The organism is Vreelandella sulfidaeris (assembly GCF_042429665.1).
Classification (GTDB): domain Bacteria; phylum Pseudomonadota; class Gammaproteobacteria; order Pseudomonadales; family Halomonadaceae; genus Vreelandella.
In genome coordinates this window covers 403,120-420,353 of record NZ_JBHMAC010000010.1, presented here as the reverse complement: position 1 = coordinate 420,353, position 17,234 = coordinate 403,120, and the positions used below count along the sequence as shown (strand labels likewise).

Annotated in this window: 17 protein-coding genes; 14 read left to right on the top strand and 3 right to left on the bottom strand. The window is 55.9% G+C overall.

Going from position 1 to position 17,234, the window contains the following annotated elements; genetic code table 11:
- The first annotated feature begins 163 nt into the window (after positions 1-163).
- The 9 genes from ACFFLD_RS06905 (at position 164) to ACFFLD_RS06865 (ending at position 7,910) form a co-directional block, all read left to right on the top strand.
- Positions 164-979 (top strand): MipA/OmpV family protein, encoded by an 816-nt coding sequence (locus ACFFLD_RS06905; protein ID WP_386038516.1) that lies wholly within the window; start codon positions 164-166, stop codon positions 977-979.
- A complete protein-coding gene (locus ACFFLD_RS06900; RefSeq protein ID WP_386038514.1) occupies positions 979-1,665 on the top strand; it encodes a response regulator transcription factor in 687 nt (228 codons plus the stop codon). The genes ACFFLD_RS06905 and ACFFLD_RS06900 overlap by 1 nt, the downstream gene beginning before the upstream one ends.
- Entirely contained in the window at positions 1,634-3,067 is a 1,434-nt protein-coding gene (locus tag ACFFLD_RS06895) for an ATP-binding protein (protein ID WP_386038512.1), read from the top strand. Before ACFFLD_RS06900 ends, ACFFLD_RS06895 begins: the two co-directional genes overlap by 32 nt.
- Before the next feature lie 101 nt (positions 3,068-3,168).
- Positions 3,169-3,594 (top strand): Rid family hydrolase, encoded by a 426-nt coding sequence (locus tag ACFFLD_RS06890; protein WP_386038510.1) that lies wholly within the window; start codon positions 3,169-3,171, stop codon positions 3,592-3,594.
- A 61-nt stretch (positions 3,595-3,655) separates the two neighbouring features.
- Positions 3,656-4,183, top strand: a complete 528-nt coding sequence (locus tag ACFFLD_RS06885; RefSeq protein WP_386038508.1) for a TetR/AcrR family transcriptional regulator — start codon at positions 3,656-3,658, stop codon at positions 4,181-4,183.
- Entirely contained in the window at positions 4,180-5,319 is a 1,140-nt protein-coding gene (locus ACFFLD_RS06880) for an MFS transporter (protein ID WP_386038506.1), read from the top strand. The genes ACFFLD_RS06885 and ACFFLD_RS06880 overlap by 4 nt, the downstream gene beginning before the upstream one ends.
- Positions 5,320-5,585: 266 nt before the next feature.
- Positions 5,586-6,014 (top strand): DUF2231 domain-containing protein, encoded by a 429-nt coding sequence (locus tag ACFFLD_RS06875; protein WP_386038504.1) that lies wholly within the window; start codon positions 5,586-5,588, stop codon positions 6,012-6,014.
- Positions 6,011-7,309, top strand: a complete 1,299-nt coding sequence (locus tag ACFFLD_RS06870) for a PQQ-dependent sugar dehydrogenase (protein ID WP_386038502.1) — start codon at positions 6,011-6,013, stop codon at positions 7,307-7,309. The genes ACFFLD_RS06875 and ACFFLD_RS06870 overlap by 4 nt, the downstream gene beginning before the upstream one ends.
- A gap of 70 nt (positions 7,310-7,379) precedes the next feature.
- The gene (locus ACFFLD_RS06865) at positions 7,380-7,910 is read left to right on the top strand and encodes a hypothetical protein (RefSeq protein WP_386038500.1); all 531 of its coding nucleotides are present in this window, start codon (positions 7,380-7,382) and stop codon (positions 7,908-7,910) included.
- A 241-nt stretch (positions 7,911-8,151) separates the two neighbouring features.
- Here ACFFLD_RS06865 and ACFFLD_RS06860 read toward each other — a convergent pair whose 3' ends face one another.
- Positions 8,152-10,278 (bottom strand): TonB-dependent siderophore receptor, encoded by a 2,127-nt coding sequence (locus ACFFLD_RS06860; protein WP_386038498.1) that lies wholly within the window; start codon positions 10,276-10,278, stop codon positions 8,152-8,154.
- Between the two features lie 218 nt (positions 10,279-10,496).
- Between ACFFLD_RS06860 and ACFFLD_RS06855 the strand changes: the two genes are divergently transcribed.
- The 4 genes from ACFFLD_RS06855 to ACFFLD_RS06840 are packed head-to-tail and all read left to right on the top strand — an operon-like array spanning position 10,497 to position 14,416.
- The gene (locus tag ACFFLD_RS06855; RefSeq protein ID WP_386038496.1) at positions 10,497-11,480 is read left to right on the top strand and encodes an iron-siderophore ABC transporter substrate-binding protein; all 984 of its coding nucleotides are present in this window, start codon (positions 10,497-10,499) and stop codon (positions 11,478-11,480) included.
- The gene (locus tag ACFFLD_RS06850; RefSeq protein WP_386038494.1) at positions 11,437-12,513 is read left to right on the top strand and encodes a FecCD family ABC transporter permease; all 1,077 of its coding nucleotides are present in this window, start codon (positions 11,437-11,439) and stop codon (positions 12,511-12,513) included. Before ACFFLD_RS06855 ends, ACFFLD_RS06850 begins: the two co-directional genes overlap by 44 nt.
- Positions 12,510-13,550 (top strand): FecCD family ABC transporter permease, encoded by a 1,041-nt coding sequence (locus ACFFLD_RS06845; RefSeq protein ID WP_386038492.1) that lies wholly within the window; start codon positions 12,510-12,512, stop codon positions 13,548-13,550. Before ACFFLD_RS06850 ends, ACFFLD_RS06845 begins: the two co-directional genes overlap by 4 nt.
- Positions 13,547-14,416 carry an ABC transporter ATP-binding protein gene (locus ACFFLD_RS06840; protein ID WP_386038490.1) on the top strand — a complete coding sequence of 290 codons (870 nt, stop codon included), beginning with the start codon at positions 13,547-13,549 and terminating at the stop codon, positions 14,414-14,416. Before ACFFLD_RS06845 ends, ACFFLD_RS06840 begins: the two co-directional genes overlap by 4 nt.
- Before the next feature lie 12 nt (positions 14,417-14,428).
- Here ACFFLD_RS06840 and ACFFLD_RS06835 read toward each other — a convergent pair whose 3' ends face one another.
- Together ACFFLD_RS06835 and ACFFLD_RS06830 are read right to left on the bottom strand one after the other, a co-directional pair.
- Positions 14,429-15,628 (bottom strand): Bcr/CflA family efflux MFS transporter, encoded by a 1,200-nt coding sequence (locus ACFFLD_RS06835; protein WP_386038488.1) that lies wholly within the window; start codon positions 15,626-15,628, stop codon positions 14,429-14,431.
- Positions 15,629-15,756: 128 nt separating this feature from the next.
- Positions 15,757-16,542: a PhzF family phenazine biosynthesis protein gene (locus tag ACFFLD_RS06830; protein ID WP_386038486.1), complete on the bottom strand. Its 786-nt coding sequence runs from the start codon at positions 16,540-16,542 to the stop codon at positions 15,757-15,759.
- 177 nt (positions 16,543-16,719) lie between these two features.
- Here ACFFLD_RS06830 and ACFFLD_RS06825 point away from each other — a divergent pair, with 177 nt between their 5' ends.
- A complete protein-coding gene (locus ACFFLD_RS06825) occupies positions 16,720-17,232 on the top strand; it encodes a cupin (RefSeq protein ID WP_386038484.1) in 513 nt (170 codons plus the stop codon).
- The last annotated feature ends 2 nt before the right edge of the window (positions 17,233-17,234 follow it).

Sequence of the window (17,234 nt, the reverse complement as noted above, 5' to 3'; positions counted from 1 at the left end):
CACTATCGGCCTGCCTTCCTTTCTCGTTTCTTACTGAGGTAACGTTTTAAATAAATCCGGCACCAGTAAGAAACGCGTAAGATAGCGCTCCTGATGATGGCATTTTCATATCAATCTCACTTGCACACTACCCTCACTTTCAAACCATGCCAGGAGTACAACTATGGGTCCTCATCAATCGCTATTACTGAACGGCCGCCTCACCACTATGAGATTGGTGACAGCCGCATTCATCGGTGGTCTTGTTATTGCCTCTCCATTGGCGTTCGCTGACGAAGAAAATTCAGACAAAACCACTTGGGGATTGGGCGTAGGCGCAATAAGCGAACAGGATCCCTATGCCGGTATGGATAGGGAAAACACTCCATTTCCCTTGCTCCTGGTCGAGAACCGGTACATTAGTGTTTTCGGTCCGGAAATCGAATTTAAACTGCCGAGCCTTGTCATCAGCGACTCACAACAGCTCAATGTCGGTATCGTCGCCCAGTACGATGGCAGCGGTTACGAGCAAGGCGACGCCTCGATTCTCAACGGCATGAGCGAGCGCGAGGGCGGCTTCTGGGCAGGCGCCAAGGTGGAGTGGAATACCCACCTCGTTGATGTCGGCGCCGAATGGCTCACCGACGTCTCCGGCAACAGCGACGGTCAGCGCTTCAATTTCGGCCTCGAGAGAACCTGGCAGTTCGGCGAGCATGTGCTGTTAACGCCACGCGTGGGGGCGTCCTGGCAGGATGACAAGGACGTCGATTACTACTTCGGCGTCCGCGATAGCGAAGTCCGTTTTGATCGCCCTGCCTACACAGGAGAATCGGCTGTCAATATCGAGGCGGGGGTGCGCGGCGTGTACCAGTTCGATCAACATCACTCTGTGCTGATAGGGGTTGAGGTCACGAGCTTGGCAGACGAAATCAAAGATAGCCCGCTGGTGGATCGTTCGACCCAAAACGCCGTGTTAGTTGGCTATCTTTACACCTTCTGATGAGCCGAGTACTGCTGATCGAGGATCATGAGAGGCTAGCCCATCTGATGTGTAAAGGGCTGGAGACCGCTGGCATCGCCGTTGATGTGGTGGATCGCATCGATTCGGCATGGGCTGCCGTTCAGCAGATCCCTTACCAGGCACTGGTACTCGATCGCGGCTTGCCGGATGGCGATGGGCTGCTATTGCTCAAGAAGTTGCGCAACGCGGGCCTTAGCGTGCCCTGCCTGGTGTTAACGGCCCGCGATGCGCTGCATGACAGGCTAGAAGGCCTTGAAGCCGGTGCCGACGACTACCTTCCCAAACCGTTTGCCATGGATGAGATGGTGGCGCGTGTGCGTGCCTTGCTACGCCGCCCTACGGAATTCCATTCAATCGACCCCCTTCACGGCGACCTGAGACTGCATACGGAAAGCGGCGTTCTGTTTAGCGGCGACAAGAGCATTACCCTCGCCCCCGCGGAACTGCACATCATGCAGTTGCTGTTATACAAGCACGATGAGGTAGTTCGCCGCAGCGCGCTGGAAGCAGCAGCCTGGGGGCTAAGTGAGGCGGTGACACCGAATGCCCTGGATGTCGCCCTGCACCGTTTACGCCGCAAGCTGCTTGCCATCGGTTCGCGCCAGCGGATCGCCAACGTCAGAGGGATGGGATATGCGCTTCGTCAAGCGGATGACGCTCAATAGCCTGAGGCTGAAGGTATTGCTGGCCTATGTGGTGGGTATGGTGCTGAGTATCGCACTGCTGGTCATTGCCGCAGCAGCGTTGCTTCAGAGCGACCTACTGGCTCGTATGGACATGGCCGACGCGGCCGAGGGGCTGGTGGACAATATCGAGTTTGACCGTCGTGGCCAACCCGTCGGTTTCGACGCCAGCATGAACGACCGCGCTTGGCTATACGAAGGCCCACAACGCGAGACGGCGTACCGGATTATGGATGATGCCGGGAACGTGGCGGTGGCCTCGAGTGCCGGAGAAGCTTTCTGGCCAGCCGACGGCGAGGTTCTACGTTTAGCGCGTGTCACCTTTTCCTTTGAGTATGATGACAGAACTTTCTACGGCGCCACGGAGCCCTTTGAGCATGGTGGAAGAACGTGGTACATGCAGTTCGTCGCCAGCTCAAGATTCGTTGATGTTCTCTATCTTGTAGCCTTTCCACTGGTGGTGGCGGGTGTACTGGTGTTTGGCTTTGTCATGTTCGCAGCCTTCGGTCTATGCGCCTACATTACCTTGCGCTTCACCCTCAAGCCGCTGCGCGAAGTTTCCAAATCGGCGGCGGCTATCTCGCCGCGCTCTATAGACGCCCGGCTCGATACGGACGCAGTACCTGTGGAAATTGCCCCGCTGATAGATAGTTTCAATCATGCCCTGGCGCGCCTTGAGCGGGGTTATCGCCTGCAGCAGGAGTTTCTCGGCCACGCGGCCCACGAGTTAAAAACGCCCCTGGCGTTGATTCGTGCACAGATTGAATTAATCGCGAATGGTAAGAATGACCGCGAGGCGCTATTGAGCGATGTCGAGTACATGACACGGCAGGTGCAGCAATTGCTACTTCTGGCCGAAGCGAGCGAGGCGCACAACTACCAGTTTAGCGTTGTTCGAATGCACGACATTGCCCACGAAGCTTCCACCTACTTACAACGCATGGCGGAGTCCGCCGATGTGCATTTAACGGTACTCGCCGTCGACGATAAGGTGACATGGGAGGCTGATCGCGGGGCATGCTTCACCCTGCTCAAGAACTTGCTGGAGAACGCCATACAGCATGCCCCCGAGCAGACGCTCGTCAGCATGGAGATCCAGGAAAATATAATAACTGTGCGTGACCGTGGCCCAGGCGTCGAGCCAGAACAGCTGTCGATGCTGTTCTCTCGTTTCTGGCGAGGTGCGCATCGTCGCGATCATGGCGCTGGTTTGGGGCTGGCCATCTGCCAGGAAATCGCCATGGCACACGGCTGGGCGCTTTCGGCCCAAAACGCCCATCCCGGGTTGATCATGACGCTTTGCAAAGAAAACGATATCGGTGAAAGCGACATCTGTGAAAACAATGCTCGTGAAACTAATGCTCGTGAAAATAATGCCTTTTAAAACAATGACGTTACAACAGCAGCATTAAAAACACCCAACCGTACATCACACCGAATTGATCAAGAAATCATTGCAATCAGTAAATTACCAACGAGGTGATCATGCAAATCTTAAGGCGCAAGCCCCTGAACCTTTCTCACTTACCGGACACCCTGGCCGAAGGCCATAGCCAAGCCGTATTAGTGCAGGGAGGTTCCCGGGTATTAATGTCTAGTCAGGTTGGGATAGACACCGAAGGCCATTTGGCTGGCCCTGAGCTTGCTGAACAAACTGAAGCGGCATTTCACAATATCGAACGGCTCCTATTAAGCCTCGATGGCGATCTCTCACGGGTGGTCATGTTGCGAATCTACCTAGCTGAATCCGCGCGATACGATCAGCAAGTGGTCGTAGAGGCACTGAAGCATCGCTTCCCTATCGCCCCGCCAGCGGCCACATGGTTGATGGTGCACGGCCTTGCCGAACCGGAGTGGCTAATCGCTATCGAGGCCGAGGCGGTGCTACCGGGATACGTTTCAGATAGCTAAGTGGACGCCAAGCAAGGTAGCCACCATTGACGGTGTAAAGTGATCGTTTTACACTCTACGCATGGATACCAAGACAAAGCTTATTTTTGCAGCAGAAACCCTATTTGACCGACACGGCTTTACTGCCACCGGTATGGATCGGTTAACCCAAGCCGCCGGTATGTCGAGCCGCACACTCTACAAACATGCAGGCAGCAAAACGGCACTGATAGCAGCCGTACTCAAAGAGCGTCATCGACGATTTCAGCAACGTTTAGACGTCGACAACATGGAGGCGCTCTTCAACGAGCTTGAAGAATGGGTGCATACCGAGGGTGCTCGAGGATGTCTTTTTCTGCGTGCCCACGGCGAAACCGGCGGCGATACAGCGGAAATCACCGATGTCGTCTTGGCGCACAAGGCGACGCTATACGAAAAGATCCAGGAAATTGTTTTCATCGAGACAGGTAGCAAGCGTCATTCGGAACTGTCGGAACAGATACTGGTTCTGTACGAAGGCGCGACGGCGGCAGCTGTCTACCGAGGCGCTGAGGCTATAGCGTCGGCACGTGCCGCTGCGTCTGCGCTGATCCAGCAGGCACGCTCGTGAGCCCACGTTTATACCTCGGCGCCACGGGCTTTGGTCTTATCGCCGTCTGCTATGGCTTTGCCCGTTTCTCCTTTGGACTATTCCTGCCCCAGATTGATGCCGACCTTTCCCTCTCATCTACATTGAGTGGATTCATTTCGGGAGGGTCTTTCCTGGGTTACTGCATTGCTATCGTGCTATCTGCCTACCTGACCGAACGAACCGGTGCCCGCGCCGTTGCCATTGCCGCGGCAGTGGTGGCGGCAGTGGGTATGCTGGGCATCGCAATAGCGTCGTCCCCTTTGTTGCTTGCTAGTGCGGTCATGTTGGCAGGCTCAAGCACCGGCCTTGCCTCCCCTCCCATGGCGGCAGCGGTAGCCGCTGCTGTCCGGCCTGACCGGCAAAGCGCTACCAATACCATTATCAATGCCGGCACCAGCGCAGGCGTGGCGCTTTCAGGACCAGTCGCCTTAATGATGGGAGGGCAATGGCGGTTAGCATTCGCAGGCTTTGCAGCGGCCGCATTTGTGATGGCATTAGCTGCCGCGTTGAACGTACCCAGCCAAACCAAGGCAGCGTCAACAGTGGCTGGCGGCCTACCGCCCCTTAACGGGGCGATTCTGCGTCTGATTGCCGCCGCTTTCCTGATGGGCGCCTCCAGCACTGCCCTTTGGTCTTTCGGTGGTCAACTCGTCACGATCCAGCTCGGCTGGGGAAGTACCGGTGCTGGGCTGCTTTGGATTGCCATTGGGGTTGCCGGTATCGTGGGCGCGGGTGCAGGCGCGCTAGTGACGCGCTACGGAATTGATCTAATACACTGGCTTTTCTTGGCTGCACTGGCAACAGGCATTGTATTGGTGGGTACCAGTATCACGACCCCTCTATTAGCACTTTGCGGAGGCATGCTTTTCGGCGCGGCCTATATTACGGTTACCGGGGTTTATCTGGTATGGGGCGTATCAGCACTACCCGACCGACCTGCGACAGGCCTAATGATTGGCTTTTTGACCATCGCCATCGGTCAGACCGCTGGCGCCCCCCTATTTGGCCTAATAATGGACCAGCTGTCACCTGACTACGCCGTGATTGTGTTCGCTTGCCTTGCCTTTACCGCGGGGTTGGCGAGAGCAGGAAAAGGGCAACTTACGCTTGCTTAAGCGTTGTCCCGCCTATTTATCCTCATTAATGCTGATCCTTACTGTTGTAGACACCTTCATGCTACTACTGGCTATGGTAAAGGTGGTTATGGTGAATGCAGCTATTGTATGAACCTGTCGCTGCAACCCGCCTCACTTTGGGCAAGTACCGGATCGTGAACTACACTGCTCCTAGCGACCAAAGATGTTGTCGGTCGAGAAGGTTTGACGTAGGGCGTCAGCCAGTCTGAATAATTCATTTGCTTGATCTGCATAAGGAGTTTGCCGTGACAGCCGCTCATGACCGCACGTATCGAAGCGGGTTAAATCCCCTTCATGCCACCTTTCTAGCAGGAACCGTCCCTCTCTTTTTAGGCGCCACGCTGTGTGATTACGCCTACTCGACGAGCTACCACATTCAGTGGGCGACATTTGCCTCCTGGTTAAATGCGGGTGGGCTGGTGTTCGCGGGGTTTGCGTTTCTCTGCGCGATTATCAGTTTCTTTCGATCCCATAACCGTAGCATGGTGTTTATGATTTACCCCGCGCTGTTGCTGCTGACCTGGATACTGGGCTTTGTTAATTCACTCGTTCATGCCAAAGACGCCTGGGGCATGATGCCCACTGGTTTCGCCCTTTCGATCGTGGTGACACTACTGGCTGGCACGGCGACCTGGGTTGGTCTTTCCCGCCTTGGTAATGGAGGTAGATCATGAAGTTTTCCAGCCTCTATTTCATTGGCACTTTTTCTCTTTTATTAGGCGCCAGCGGGCAGAGCTTTGCTGTCCCGGAAGCGCAGTATGGCCCTAACCCTGAACTTCCCGAGCCCCAGCGCGGGCTATTGCCCGATATGACGGTGCCCGAGCCTGCGGAATGGGGTGACCAGCTCCCCACCGTACCCGAGGGTTACACCATTACTGCCATTGCGACTGATCTTCAGATCCCACGGCAAACGCTGCTGCTGCCCAACGGCGATATCCTGGTGGCCGAAGGCAGCGGCGGCAACGCTCCGCAGCTGAAGCCAAAGGACTATATTGCTGGGTACATAAAAAGCCAGGGCAGCACCAGCGTAAAGAGCGGTAACCGTCTATCGCTTCTGCGCGACGAAAATGGCGATGGCAATTACGAGCAATCGGTATTTGCCGAAGATCTCAATGCACCATACGGGTTGGCCCTGATTGATAACGACCTTTATGTCGCCAATCAGGATGCGGTCGTACGTTTTGATTACGAGGAAGGCCAAACGGAAGCCAGCGGGCCGCCGGAGCTAGTCACCCCGCTACCGGCTGAAATCAATCACCACTGGACCAAAGCGATGACCGCCAGCGCGGACGGTCGCTTTCTTTTCGTGGGTATCGGCTCCAATAGCAATATCACCGAACGCGGCATGGCAGCCGAGGTTAACCGCGCCGAAGTGTGGCAGATTGACCCTGAGTCTGGCGCGCACCGCCCTTACGCCACTGGGCTGCGCAACCCGACTGACTTTGCAATTCACCCCGACACTGAAGAGCTATGGGCGGTGGTCAATGAGCGCGATGAACTAGGCCCTAACCTGGTTCCCGACTACCTCACCTCGGTGAGCCAAGGCAGCTTCTATGGTTGGCCCTATAGCTATTGGGGGCAGCATGTCGATCCGCGCGTCCGCCCGCAAAAGCCTGAAAAAGTGGAATCGGCCGTGGTACCCGATTACAGCTTAGGTTCGCACGTGGCACCGCTGGGCGTTGCTTTCTCGACGCCCGCCATGGGCGAGAACTTCGGCGAAGGGGTATTTATCGGTGAGCATGGCAGCTGGAACCGCAGTGACCCTGTCGGCTATAAAGTAGTGTTTGTTCCATTTAGCGACGGCGAACCTGACGGTGATCCGATTGATTTCGTGACCGGTTTTCTCGATGACGAGGACAGTACCCGTGGTCGTCCAGTGGGTGTTACCGTCGATCCTGACGGCGCCTTGATCATCGCCGATGACATGACGAATGCCATCTGGCGAGTGACCTATGACAGCAATGAGTAAATCACTGCTCTAACCATGCGAAAGAAAGCGGCAGCCAGAATGGCTGCCGCTTCGTTAATGAGGGATTTATATGATCGAATCGTTAGAAGAACTCGAAGAGATTAAAAAAAAGTGCCAGTCGATGGTAACTAAGAGCTCAACGCTCTCGGCAGGCACCGCAGTCATCCCCGTCCCAGGCTTGGATATTGGTTCAGACGTGGCCATATTGATGAGGTTGATTCCCAAAATTAATGAACAATTTGGTTTATCACCTGAGCAAATCGACAGTATGGATACCGAGTCAAAGCTATTTGTGATGACCGCTATTTCCAACACCGGCAGCAAAATGGCGGGCAAGTACATCACCCGAAAACTGATCGTGATGCTGCTAAACAAGATGGGCGCTAAAGTGGCGGCCAAAAGCGTGACGAAATACGTGCCTTTCATCGGTAGCGCCGTGGCTGGCGGCATCAGCTTTACCGCCATGAAGTACATGGGAAACAGCCATATCGATGATTGTTACGAGATTGCCTTGGCAGCACTGGAAAATGAACGGCGGGCCCACGAAGTCGTGATCGAGGTAGAACCAGACTTCGTAGACGAAAGACCTTTCCCGAAATAGCCGCTAGTCCCCGTCAACATGCTCAATATCATCACGCGTAATTAACAAAACGCCCCGACCAACGTCGGGGCGTTTGCGATGCATAACTCGATTGCCAGCACCTTACTCTGGTCGCTTACACAGAGCGCTCACTGACAAGTAGTACGTACTTATATTAAGTACCTTTCTTAAGTCCTTCGGTTAAGTACTTTGCTTAAGTTCTTCTATTACGTACTTCTGTTACGCACGTTGGCAAAACACTCTACCATTGGTAACTCACTTTAGCCGTGACTGCGCGCCCCGGATTGTAGTAGTTAGCCGTGCCGGTCCCGACCACATGCTGCTCATCAAACACGTTACTGACATTGACGGTTAGATCGGTGTTTTCGACAACCTGATAGCTTAAGGCTGCATCAAACAAAGTGGCCGAATCGCTTTCAGACGTATTGGCAGCATCATAGTAGTAGGAGTCCGTATAGCGGGCACCTAGACCAACACTCATAGGAATATCTGTCAGCGAATAGTAACCCCAGACTGAGGCCGTATGTGTCGGCGCAACGGCGAATTCATTCCCTTCACGGGCGGCATTGTCGTCTCGCACCACTTCCGAATCCATGTAGGAATAACCGCCCGTCACACTCAGGTTATCGGTCAACTCAGCTTTGACTTCAAGATCAAGGCCTCGTACGCGTGATTCGCCAATGGTTTCCCGTTCAATAACGCCATTATCCTGCACGACCGCGATGGTCACATCTTTCTTGGAAAGGTCATACACGGCTGCCGAGAAGAGCGCGTTCATACCGAAAGGCGCATACTTTACGCCAATTTCATACTGCTCACCGCGTTCCGGTTTAACACCAATTGACGGTGGCGCGACCGACTCCACCTGACTGATATAGGTAGAAATTTCGTCGGTGATTCTATACGTCAATGCGCCACGGTAAGAAGTCTCCGAGAAATCATCAGAATCGGTGACGCCAGCCATGTTGGTACTAGAAACATCCAGAGAGTCGTTGCGCACGCCCGCAGTGACGATGAAACGGTCATAGAACGACAAATTCTGAGTCACGAAGACTGACTTAGTCGTGTAGTCCTGGTCGTTGCTGGTATAAACGTTCAGGCTAGAGGGAGCACCGCTGTAAACAGGATTGGCAATGTCGATGGGAGAGGTATCGCCGTAGAAAGAGCTATCGTCAGTGGAGGCATCGCGATATTCGACGCCCACCAGCGTACTGCTATCAATCCGATCAAAACGAGCATCGTATTGCAGGATAGCGTTGCCGATCAGCTCCTGGGCTTCGCTGTTAGAGCCGAAATAATCACGATCCACCACGGTTCCTGCACGCGAGGCTGAATCAGTGAGATAAACGTAACCGAAGTCGTCCTTCAAGTCGCTGTAACGCAGGTTACCCCGAAGCGTCAGGCCGTTGTTGAAATCGTGCGTGAGCTGACCCGTGATGCTACTACGCTCGACATCGTGATAGTTAAAGCCAGGCTCACCAAAGAAGTTGTCGCGATCGTATTCTTGGTCGAGCGGATAACCACCACTGTTGGGGGTATCATCACGCTTCAAATAATCGAAAATCACACTCGCGGAGGTGTACTCAGTTGGCTCCCAAGCCAAGCCGCCCATCAAGAAACCGTTGTTATCTTTGGAATGATCGTATTCACGATCGCTGTCCCGGATAGTCCCGGTAAAACGGTAGGCCACGGTACCATCAGCGTTTAATGTATCCCCTACATCCACACCGGCTTCTTTGTGATCAAACGAGCCATAGGACAGGTAGCCCTCTCCAAACCTCTCAAATTTAGGCCGCTTGCTCACAAAGTTGACAGAGCCACCAGGGTCAGCTGGACCGAACAAGGTGGAATTAGCCCCACGCAGTACTTCAACGCGTTCATAAGCGAAGGGTTCCTCGCGAACACCACGCATTGAACCTAGCGTAAGGCCATCACGGTAAGTGGTCGCCTGAAAACCGCGGATTTTGAAATAGTCATTACGGTCATCGGTGCCGTAGTAATCGGTAATGACGCCGGGCGTATATTGCAAAACTTCCTCTGTGGTCGAGGCGTTTCGCTGCTCAATTTCCTTCTCTGTAATGACAGAGACAGAGGCGGGGGTATCAAGAATGCTGGTGCCAACTTTACCACCTACCCATAGCTCTTGGGCAACTGTCGAGTTTGCATCATCATCTGCGTAGGACTGGGCGTTGACGATAATGGGTGAAAGTCGATAAGCCCCCTCTTCATCATTACCACTGTTGGCCTCCTGCGCGTGCACAATCATCGGTAACGTTACCAGTGTAGTGCCGCATAACAGCGCGTTAGTCGTCCGCTGCCACCGTAACCGATTTGCGTTACGCCGAGCAGAGTTCTTGCTATCAATCATGTTAAAGATCCCCAAAAAAAGAATAAACCTTGCTTTGAACCTTATGATTTTCTTTTGTAAGCCCGACGAGTATCCGAAGGTAGCATCACGTAGTCAATAGTGATAATGTCAATCATAATCATTTATTTTAAATAGTTTATCATGCTGCCAGTGTGCTCCTACCTTTCGGCAGGGCCTTTGGTTATTAATGACTTACTCTTCTGGAGGAGGCTAAAACAGTGTTTTTTAAATATCTGGGCGTTTGCGCTGCGCTACTGACGTCGGTCAGCGTGGGAACAGCAAGTGCGCAACAGTATCCTCTTGAAATTGACCATGCCCTGGGCACCACCGTGCTCACCGAAAAACCCGAGCGGATTGCGACTGTCTCCTGGGCGAACCATGAAGTGCCGTTGGCACTTGGCGTGGTGCCGGTCGGCTTTGCCGCCGCCAATTTTGGCGATGAAGACGGTAATGGCTTACTGCCCTGGGTAAAGACACGTCTTGAAGAGCTGAATGCCTCGGTCCCTGCCCTCTATGACGAAGGCGACGGTATTGATTTTGAGGCCGTGGCCGAAAGCCAGCCCGATGTGATTCTGGCCGCCTACTCAGGACTTAGCCAAGCCGATTACGCCACCCTAAGCCAGATTGCCCCAGTGGTGGCCTACCCTGAAGGCCCATGGGCGACCGATTGGCGCGACATGATCAGGCTGAACAGCAAGGGGATGGGCATGGCGGAGGAAGGCCAGGCGCTGGTGACCCAACTCGACGCACAGATTGCCGAGACGGCCGCGGATCACCCCGAGCTTGCAGGTAAAACGGCCATGTTCGTTACTCACCTTGACCCCACTAACCTGGGCCGCATTTCGTTCTATACCGATAACGACGCTCGGGTGCGGTTTTTCCACGATCTTGGGCTAGTCTCACCCGACGTGGTCAAGCAGAACTCCACGCCCGGTAAGTTCGCCGGCGACATCAGCTCTGAATTGATCGACGAGCTGAATGATGTAGACATACTAGTGACGTACGGGGGCCAGGCGCTGATTGATCAACTCAATGCCCATCCACTAACGTCGCGTCTACCCGCGGTAGAGCATGGGGCCATTGTGTTGCTGGGCAACAGCCCGCTAGGTACAGCGGCTAACCCTACGCCGATGTCGATTTCCTGGTTGTTGGACGATTATGCAGACCTACTCTCAGAAGCCGCACGTAAGTCACACGAGTAACCGTAACGCCTCGGGTAATAGCACGTTTCGTATCCATAAAGCCGCCTCCCGGCACTTCGCGGGTGGCGTAGCACTGTTAGCGCTATTAGGTATCGCCGCGATACTGTCCGTGGCGTTGGGTGCCCGCGCTGTTGGCTGGCCTGAAATCGTCGCAGCGCTCAGTGGCCACGTTGAGACCGTCGGTGATGCCGCGGTGGCAAGCCGCCTGCCGCGCACGCTATTGGCGATGCTCGCCGGGGCGGCGCTCGGCGTCTCGGGCGGAGTCATGCAGGGGCTGACGCGTAATCCGTTAGCTGATCCGGGGCTTCTCGGCGTTAATGCCGGAGCCGCGCTGGCCGTCGTGGTCGGGATTGCCTGGTTCGCGATTGATGAAACGACCACCTACATCTGGACAGCTATTCTAGGCGCGGGCTTCGCTGCCATCGCGGTTTACACGATAGCAAGTTTAGGCCCAGGCGGTGCCACACCACTGCGGCTTGCGTTGGCTGGCGCGGCGGTTACCGCTGCGCTTAGCTCGTTGGTCACTGCGGTTATATTGCCACGTGGCGATATTGCCGGGCTGGTGCAATCCTGGCTCGTGGGGGGCGTGGGGGGCGCCACTTTCGATCAGCTCATTCCGGTACTCCCCTTTCTGTTAACAGGGTTTGTGATTAGCTTATTGGCCGCGCGCAAGCTCAATATGTTGGCGCTTGGCGATGATACCGCCGCGGGGCTGGGTGAAAAGGTGGCGGTGGCGCGGGCGATGTCCGCCGTTGGCGCGGTGCTGTTATGTGGCCCGATTACCGCCGTGTGCGGCCCGATCGGGTTCGTTGGACTAGTGGTACCCCACGCCTGTCGCCTGCTGGTCGGTGGCGATTACCGCTGGCTGCTGCCGTTTTCCGCGCTAGCGGGCGCGGTTCTACTGACACTTTCAGATGTGGCTGGCCGGCTGGTGGCTCACCCTTCAGAGCTGGATGTTGGCATTGTCACGGCTTTTATCGGCGCGCCGGTGTTTATCTGGATTGTGCGCAACCGCAAGATAGGTGCGCTATGACGACATCCTCACCCCACACAGCAGCCTTTAGCCAAATTCGCCGAGCAAACGCTAAACGCCGGGCATGCATGATGGCCCTACTGGCGGCCTGCTTACTGGCGGGGGTCGCGTTAACCCTGATGCTGGGGCAGTCTTATACCTCGTTAATCAACGTCGTGCGCATTCTCGGCGGCGCTGACATACCGGGCGTCAGCTTTACCGTACGCGAGCTACGCCTGCCCCGCGCGGTGGTCTCGGTGCTGGTGGGCGCCTGTTTCGGGCTGGGCGGTATCGCCTTTCAAACCATGCTGCGCAACCCGCTGGCAAGTCCAGATATCATCGGCATCAGCACGGGAGCGAGCACCGGGGCGGTATTTGCCATCGTCGTGCTCTCACTGAGCGGCCCGGCAGTGTCGATTATCGCGATTGCGGCAGGGCTTGGCGTGGCGCTTTTGATCTACACGCTGTCGTGGCGCCAGGGAGTGACCGGCGGGCGGCTAATACTGATCGGTATTGGTCTAGCGGCGATGCTGCAAAGTATTACGGCTTACCTGTTGATGCGCGCGCCGAGCTGGTCGCTGCAGGAGGCACTGCGCTGGATCACCGGCAGTGTGAACGGCGCTCAGCTTAACCAGGCACTGCCGCTATTGATCGCTTTATTGCTGTTTGGCGGGCTATTGCTAAGCCGACGACGCGACCTCGAAACCCTGCGTATGGGGGATGACTTGGCCGCCGGGCTAGGCGTGCGCCTGGCCGCCACGCGTATTATCGTGGTGATTACCGCCGTGGCGCTGGTCGCCTTTGCCACCGCCGTATCGGGGCCGGTGGCGTTCGTGGCGTTTCTATCAGGCCCCATTGCGGCGCGCTTGATGGGCCGCAACGACTCGCTACTCGTGCCCGCCGCACTGGTGGGCGCACTGCTGGTGCTGGTAGGTGATTACGCCGGGCAATTTTTGCTCCCCGCCCGCTATCCGGTGGGCATCGTGACCGGGGTACTCGGCGCGCCTTATCTGGTGTATCTAATTATTCGCGACAACAAGACCCGAGGCACCCTATGAGCGCTTCCTCACTCCACGCCCAGCGCCTGGTGGCTGGCTATGGCGAACGCACCATTCTCAATGACGTTAATCTGAGCGTGCCCGGCGGCCATACCACCGCGATTGTGGGCGCCAATGCGTGTGGAAAATCGACCCTGTTGCGCGTGCTTTCACGCTTACTCCTCCCCACTCAGGGCAGCGTAATGCTGGACGGTGATGCCATTCATCAACTGCCGACCCGCCGCTTGGCGCAACAACTGGGATTTCTACCGCAATCGCCCATCGCCCCGGAAGGCATCAGCGTGCTGGAACTGGTCAGCCGGGGTCGCCACCCCCACCAAGGGCTTTTCAAGCGCTGGAGCACAGCGGACGAAGCGGCCGTGGCCGACGCCCTGGCCGCTACCCACATGAGCGAGCTGGCCGAGTGTCACGTGGACGAGCTTTCAGGCGGGCAGCGCCAACGGGTGTGGATCGCCATGGCACTGGCCCAGCAAACCAAGGTACTGCTACTCGATGAGCCGACAACCTTCCTGGATATCAACCACCAAGTTGAAGTGCTCGACCTGCTTACCGACCTCAACCGAGAGCGCGGCACCACTATCGTGATGGTACTCCACGAACTCAACCTTGCCGCCCGCTACGCCGATCAACTGGTCGCCATGGCTAACGGCAAGGTGTATTCGGTAGGCCCGCCAGAGGAGATTCTGACCGAACAGATGGTTCGAGACGTGTTCGGCCTGGAAAGCCGAGTGATAGAGGATCCGGTGACCGGCAAGCCAATGATGATACCGCTGGGACGACATGGCGGGCGTTATCCCGCCAAAGACATCAAATCACCTAAAGCAAACGCCCCGAACGTGGGAAAACACAGGGCTTTTGACAGGTGACGGCGGTCTGTTTCAGTGCGCCTCGATAGCGGCACGCCCTTTGATGACTGAGCGAATGAGCATTAAAAGCGCTACCGAACCACAGGCGGCCATGGCCAGGATGACGGCTACAAGCGTATGCGGGAGCATGACGGACAAGGCGCTCAGAAGCCCGGCGATCCCAAACTGGGCGGCCCCCAGAAGCGCTGCCGCCGTGCCGCTGCTGGTGGGGAAGAACTCCAAAAAGCAGGCCTGAATATTCGGTGAGATCGCGCCTACCGCGCCGATAGTTAGCATCATGGCGGGCAGGAAGGCGTACAGCGGCCACTCCATGAAAGCCGCCATCACCAGCAATACGATGCCAACGGCCTGACAGCCCGTCGCCAACTGGAGAATACGCAGCGACGGCAGTCTGGATAGCAGGATTCGATTGAAAATATTGAATAGCAACATCGCGACGATGTTAGCCGCAAACAACATTGAGAAGGACGAGGGAGATTGACCAAAATGCCCCTGATAGATAAAGGAGGCATAGGTAATGAACATCATCAGCGTTGAAAAAGAGGCGGCCTGCCAAACAATGAATGGCAGGGCTGGCTTTGTTGAAAGCACCAGCTTGTAACGCGCCAGCAGGCTCATTTTAGGGCTTTTCGTGCGGGAGACCTTGCCTTTTCCGGTAAACAGCACCCGCACCAGCAATGGCACTAGCAGCAGCGCGTACGCGGCCAGGGCAAAAAAGATAGTGTGCCAGGAGCCCATCGACAGAATGGCGCTGCCTACGCTTGGAGCAATGCCAGGCGCCAGCACCATGATAAAGCCCATCATTGAAAACAGTTTCGCGGCGTCGCGACCCGCTACACGGTCGCGCACCAGTGCGGGCACCGAGACCAGGGTAAAGCCGGCGCCAAGGGCCTGGACCGCTCGCCCAGCGAGTAGGGCATTCAAGGAGTCCGCCATGCCAATGGCAATACTTGAAAGCGCAAAAATCGCCAGTCCGCCCATCAGAACCCGTTGTCGACCGAAGCGGTCAGACAGCGCCCCGCCGATTAACTGACCAAACGCCATCGCTAATACATAAACCGATACGCTCAGCGATACCGCCTGCTGGGAAATACCCAGCGATTCCCCAATAACCGGAAAGGCGGGTAGATACGTATCCATGGAAAATGGGCCCAGCATCATGGTCAATGCCAGGCTCAGCACCACAATGAAGGGCGTTTTAGATGGGTTCATAGAAGCTCACGGTAAATGGCGTAATGGCAGACGGCACCAAGACTATGATACCGCTTGGGAGCGTGAGGGCAATCGAACAGAACGTTACGTTGTTTGGTCATCATCGACAATGCGACCGCCCTCTGCTCTCAAGGCAGCACAATTTCTCCCTGCAAATAAGGCGCTACACTGCCCTTCAACACCACGCGTTCGCCTTTTACCTCGCACGTCAGTTCGCCTTTACGGGCACCGCCCTGGCGTGCGGTTAGTAGCGGCTTACCCAGCCGATTAGCCCAATAAGGCGCCAGCGAGGTGTGGGCGGAGCCTGTGACCGGGTCTTCCTCGACCCCCACCTTGGGGCCAAACCAGCGTGAGACAATATCTACATCGTGGCCTTTGGCCGTCACGGCCACTCCCCGACCAGGAAGTAATTTGAGCTTTTGCATGTCAGGTGTCAGCGTCTCGATAAGCTGGGCGTCGTCTATCACTACCACAATATCGTCCGATATCAGCACTTCCTCAATCGCCTGAACGCCCAGCGCATCCGCGATTTCGGCCTTCATCGCCAGCGGCTCTAATTGTTTGGCAGGAAAATCCATCGCCAGCTGGTCGCCCTCCCGTTTCACCACCAGCTCGCCGCTACGGGTTGCAAAATAGAGCGTGTCGGCACGCTCACCCAGGCGGTTAAAAATAACCCAAGCGGCGGCAAGCGTGGCATGACCGCAAAGATCCACCTCAACCGACGGCGTAAACCAGCGCAGTTGAACCTGCTGGCCCTCACGTACAAAAAAGGCCGTTTCCGACAGGTTGTTTTCAGTGGCAATGGCCTGCAGCAGCGTATCTTCCAGCCACTCGTTTAACGGACACACAGCCGCCGGGTTGCCCTCGAAAGGCCGTGAAGCAAACGCATCTACCTGGTAGAGATCGAGTTTCATGGGCATGCTCATCAATAAGTAAAATCGTATATAGATGAGCATTTTTCCATATCAACGTCTTTCATTACCACAACGATGATTTAAAGGGCGCCCCCTTGAAGCAGAAGATGGGGATGCCATCTACTATTGAAGAAGCGCGTGACTTAATCCAATCAATCAACTCAGTCTTAGGAGGCCATGGTGAGTAACCCGCAGCCCGAAACACTCCATCTAAACAGCGATGAAGCGAACGGCTACCCCAACTCTCCACTGCCGGTGCTGATTTACCGTCAGGTTCTCGACGTAAGCGATGCCGAGAAGCGGGCCGATACCTTTGAAAGCATGTTCAAGCAACATGGCTGGCAGCCAGCATGGCGCTACCACCTGTATGACTTTGACCATTTTCACTCCACCGCTCACGAAGCGCTGGGAATCTTCCGGGGGCAAGCCCGGGCAAGGCTCGGTGGGCCTGATGGCCAAGAGGTAATGCTTTACCCAGGCGATGTGTTGGTGCTTCCCGCCGGGGTTGGGCATGCAAGTCTGGAGGCGGATGACGATTTCTGTATGGTAGGCGCTTATCCACCGGGGCAAGACCCAGAGATCGAGCGTGGCGACCCGGCACAGCTTGCAGAAACACAGGCGCGAGTGGCAGCGGTGGCCACGCCAAGCACCACTCCAGTCGGTGGACCTCTGACACCGCTGTGGAAATAGAG

What these genes read in the sequence shown, in the direction of transcription:
- ACFFLD_RS06905 (WP_386038516.1), top strand. Translation starts at nt 164, where the DNA reads ATGGGTCCTCATCAATCGCTATTACTGAACGGCCGCCTCACCACTATG.
- ACFFLD_RS06900 (WP_386038514.1), top strand. Translation starts at nt 979, where the DNA reads ATGAGCCGAGTACTGCTGATCGAGGATCATGAGAGGCTAGCCCATCTG.
- ACFFLD_RS06895 (WP_386038512.1), top strand. Translation starts at nt 1,634, where the DNA reads ATGCGCTTCGTCAAGCGGATGACGCTCAATAGCCTGAGGCTGAAGGTA.
- ACFFLD_RS06890 (WP_386038510.1), top strand. Translation starts at nt 3,169, where the DNA reads ATGCAAATCTTAAGGCGCAAGCCCCTGAACCTTTCTCACTTACCGGAC.
- ACFFLD_RS06885 (WP_386038508.1), top strand. Translation starts at nt 3,656, where the DNA reads ATGGATACCAAGACAAAGCTTATTTTTGCAGCAGAAACCCTATTTGAC.
- ACFFLD_RS06870 (WP_386038502.1), top strand. Translation starts at nt 6,011, where the DNA reads ATGAAGTTTTCCAGCCTCTATTTCATTGGCACTTTTTCTCTTTTATTA.
- ACFFLD_RS06865 (WP_386038500.1), top strand. Translation starts at nt 7,380, where the DNA reads ATGATCGAATCGTTAGAAGAACTCGAAGAGATTAAAAAAAAGTGCCAG.
- ACFFLD_RS06860 (WP_386038498.1), bottom strand. Translation starts at nt 10,278, where the DNA reads ATGATTGATAGCAAGAACTCTGCTCGGCGTAACGCAAATCGGTTACGG.
- ACFFLD_RS06850 (WP_386038494.1), top strand. Translation starts at nt 11,437, where the DNA reads ATGCAGACCTACTCTCAGAAGCCGCACGTAAGTCACACGAGTAACCGT.
- ACFFLD_RS06845 (WP_386038492.1), top strand. Translation starts at nt 12,510, where the DNA reads ATGACGACATCCTCACCCCACACAGCAGCCTTTAGCCAAATTCGCCGA.
- ACFFLD_RS06840 (WP_386038490.1), top strand. Translation starts at nt 13,547, where the DNA reads ATGAGCGCTTCCTCACTCCACGCCCAGCGCCTGGTGGCTGGCTATGGC.
- ACFFLD_RS06835 (WP_386038488.1), bottom strand. Translation starts at nt 15,628, where the DNA reads ATGAACCCATCTAAAACGCCCTTCATTGTGGTGCTGAGCCTGGCATTG.
- ACFFLD_RS06830 (WP_386038486.1), bottom strand. Translation starts at nt 16,542, where the DNA reads ATGAAACTCGATCTCTACCAGGTAGATGCGTTTGCTTCACGGCCTTTC.
- ACFFLD_RS06825 (WP_386038484.1), top strand. Translation starts at nt 16,720, where the DNA reads ATGGTGAGTAACCCGCAGCCCGAAACACTCCATCTAAACAGCGATGAA.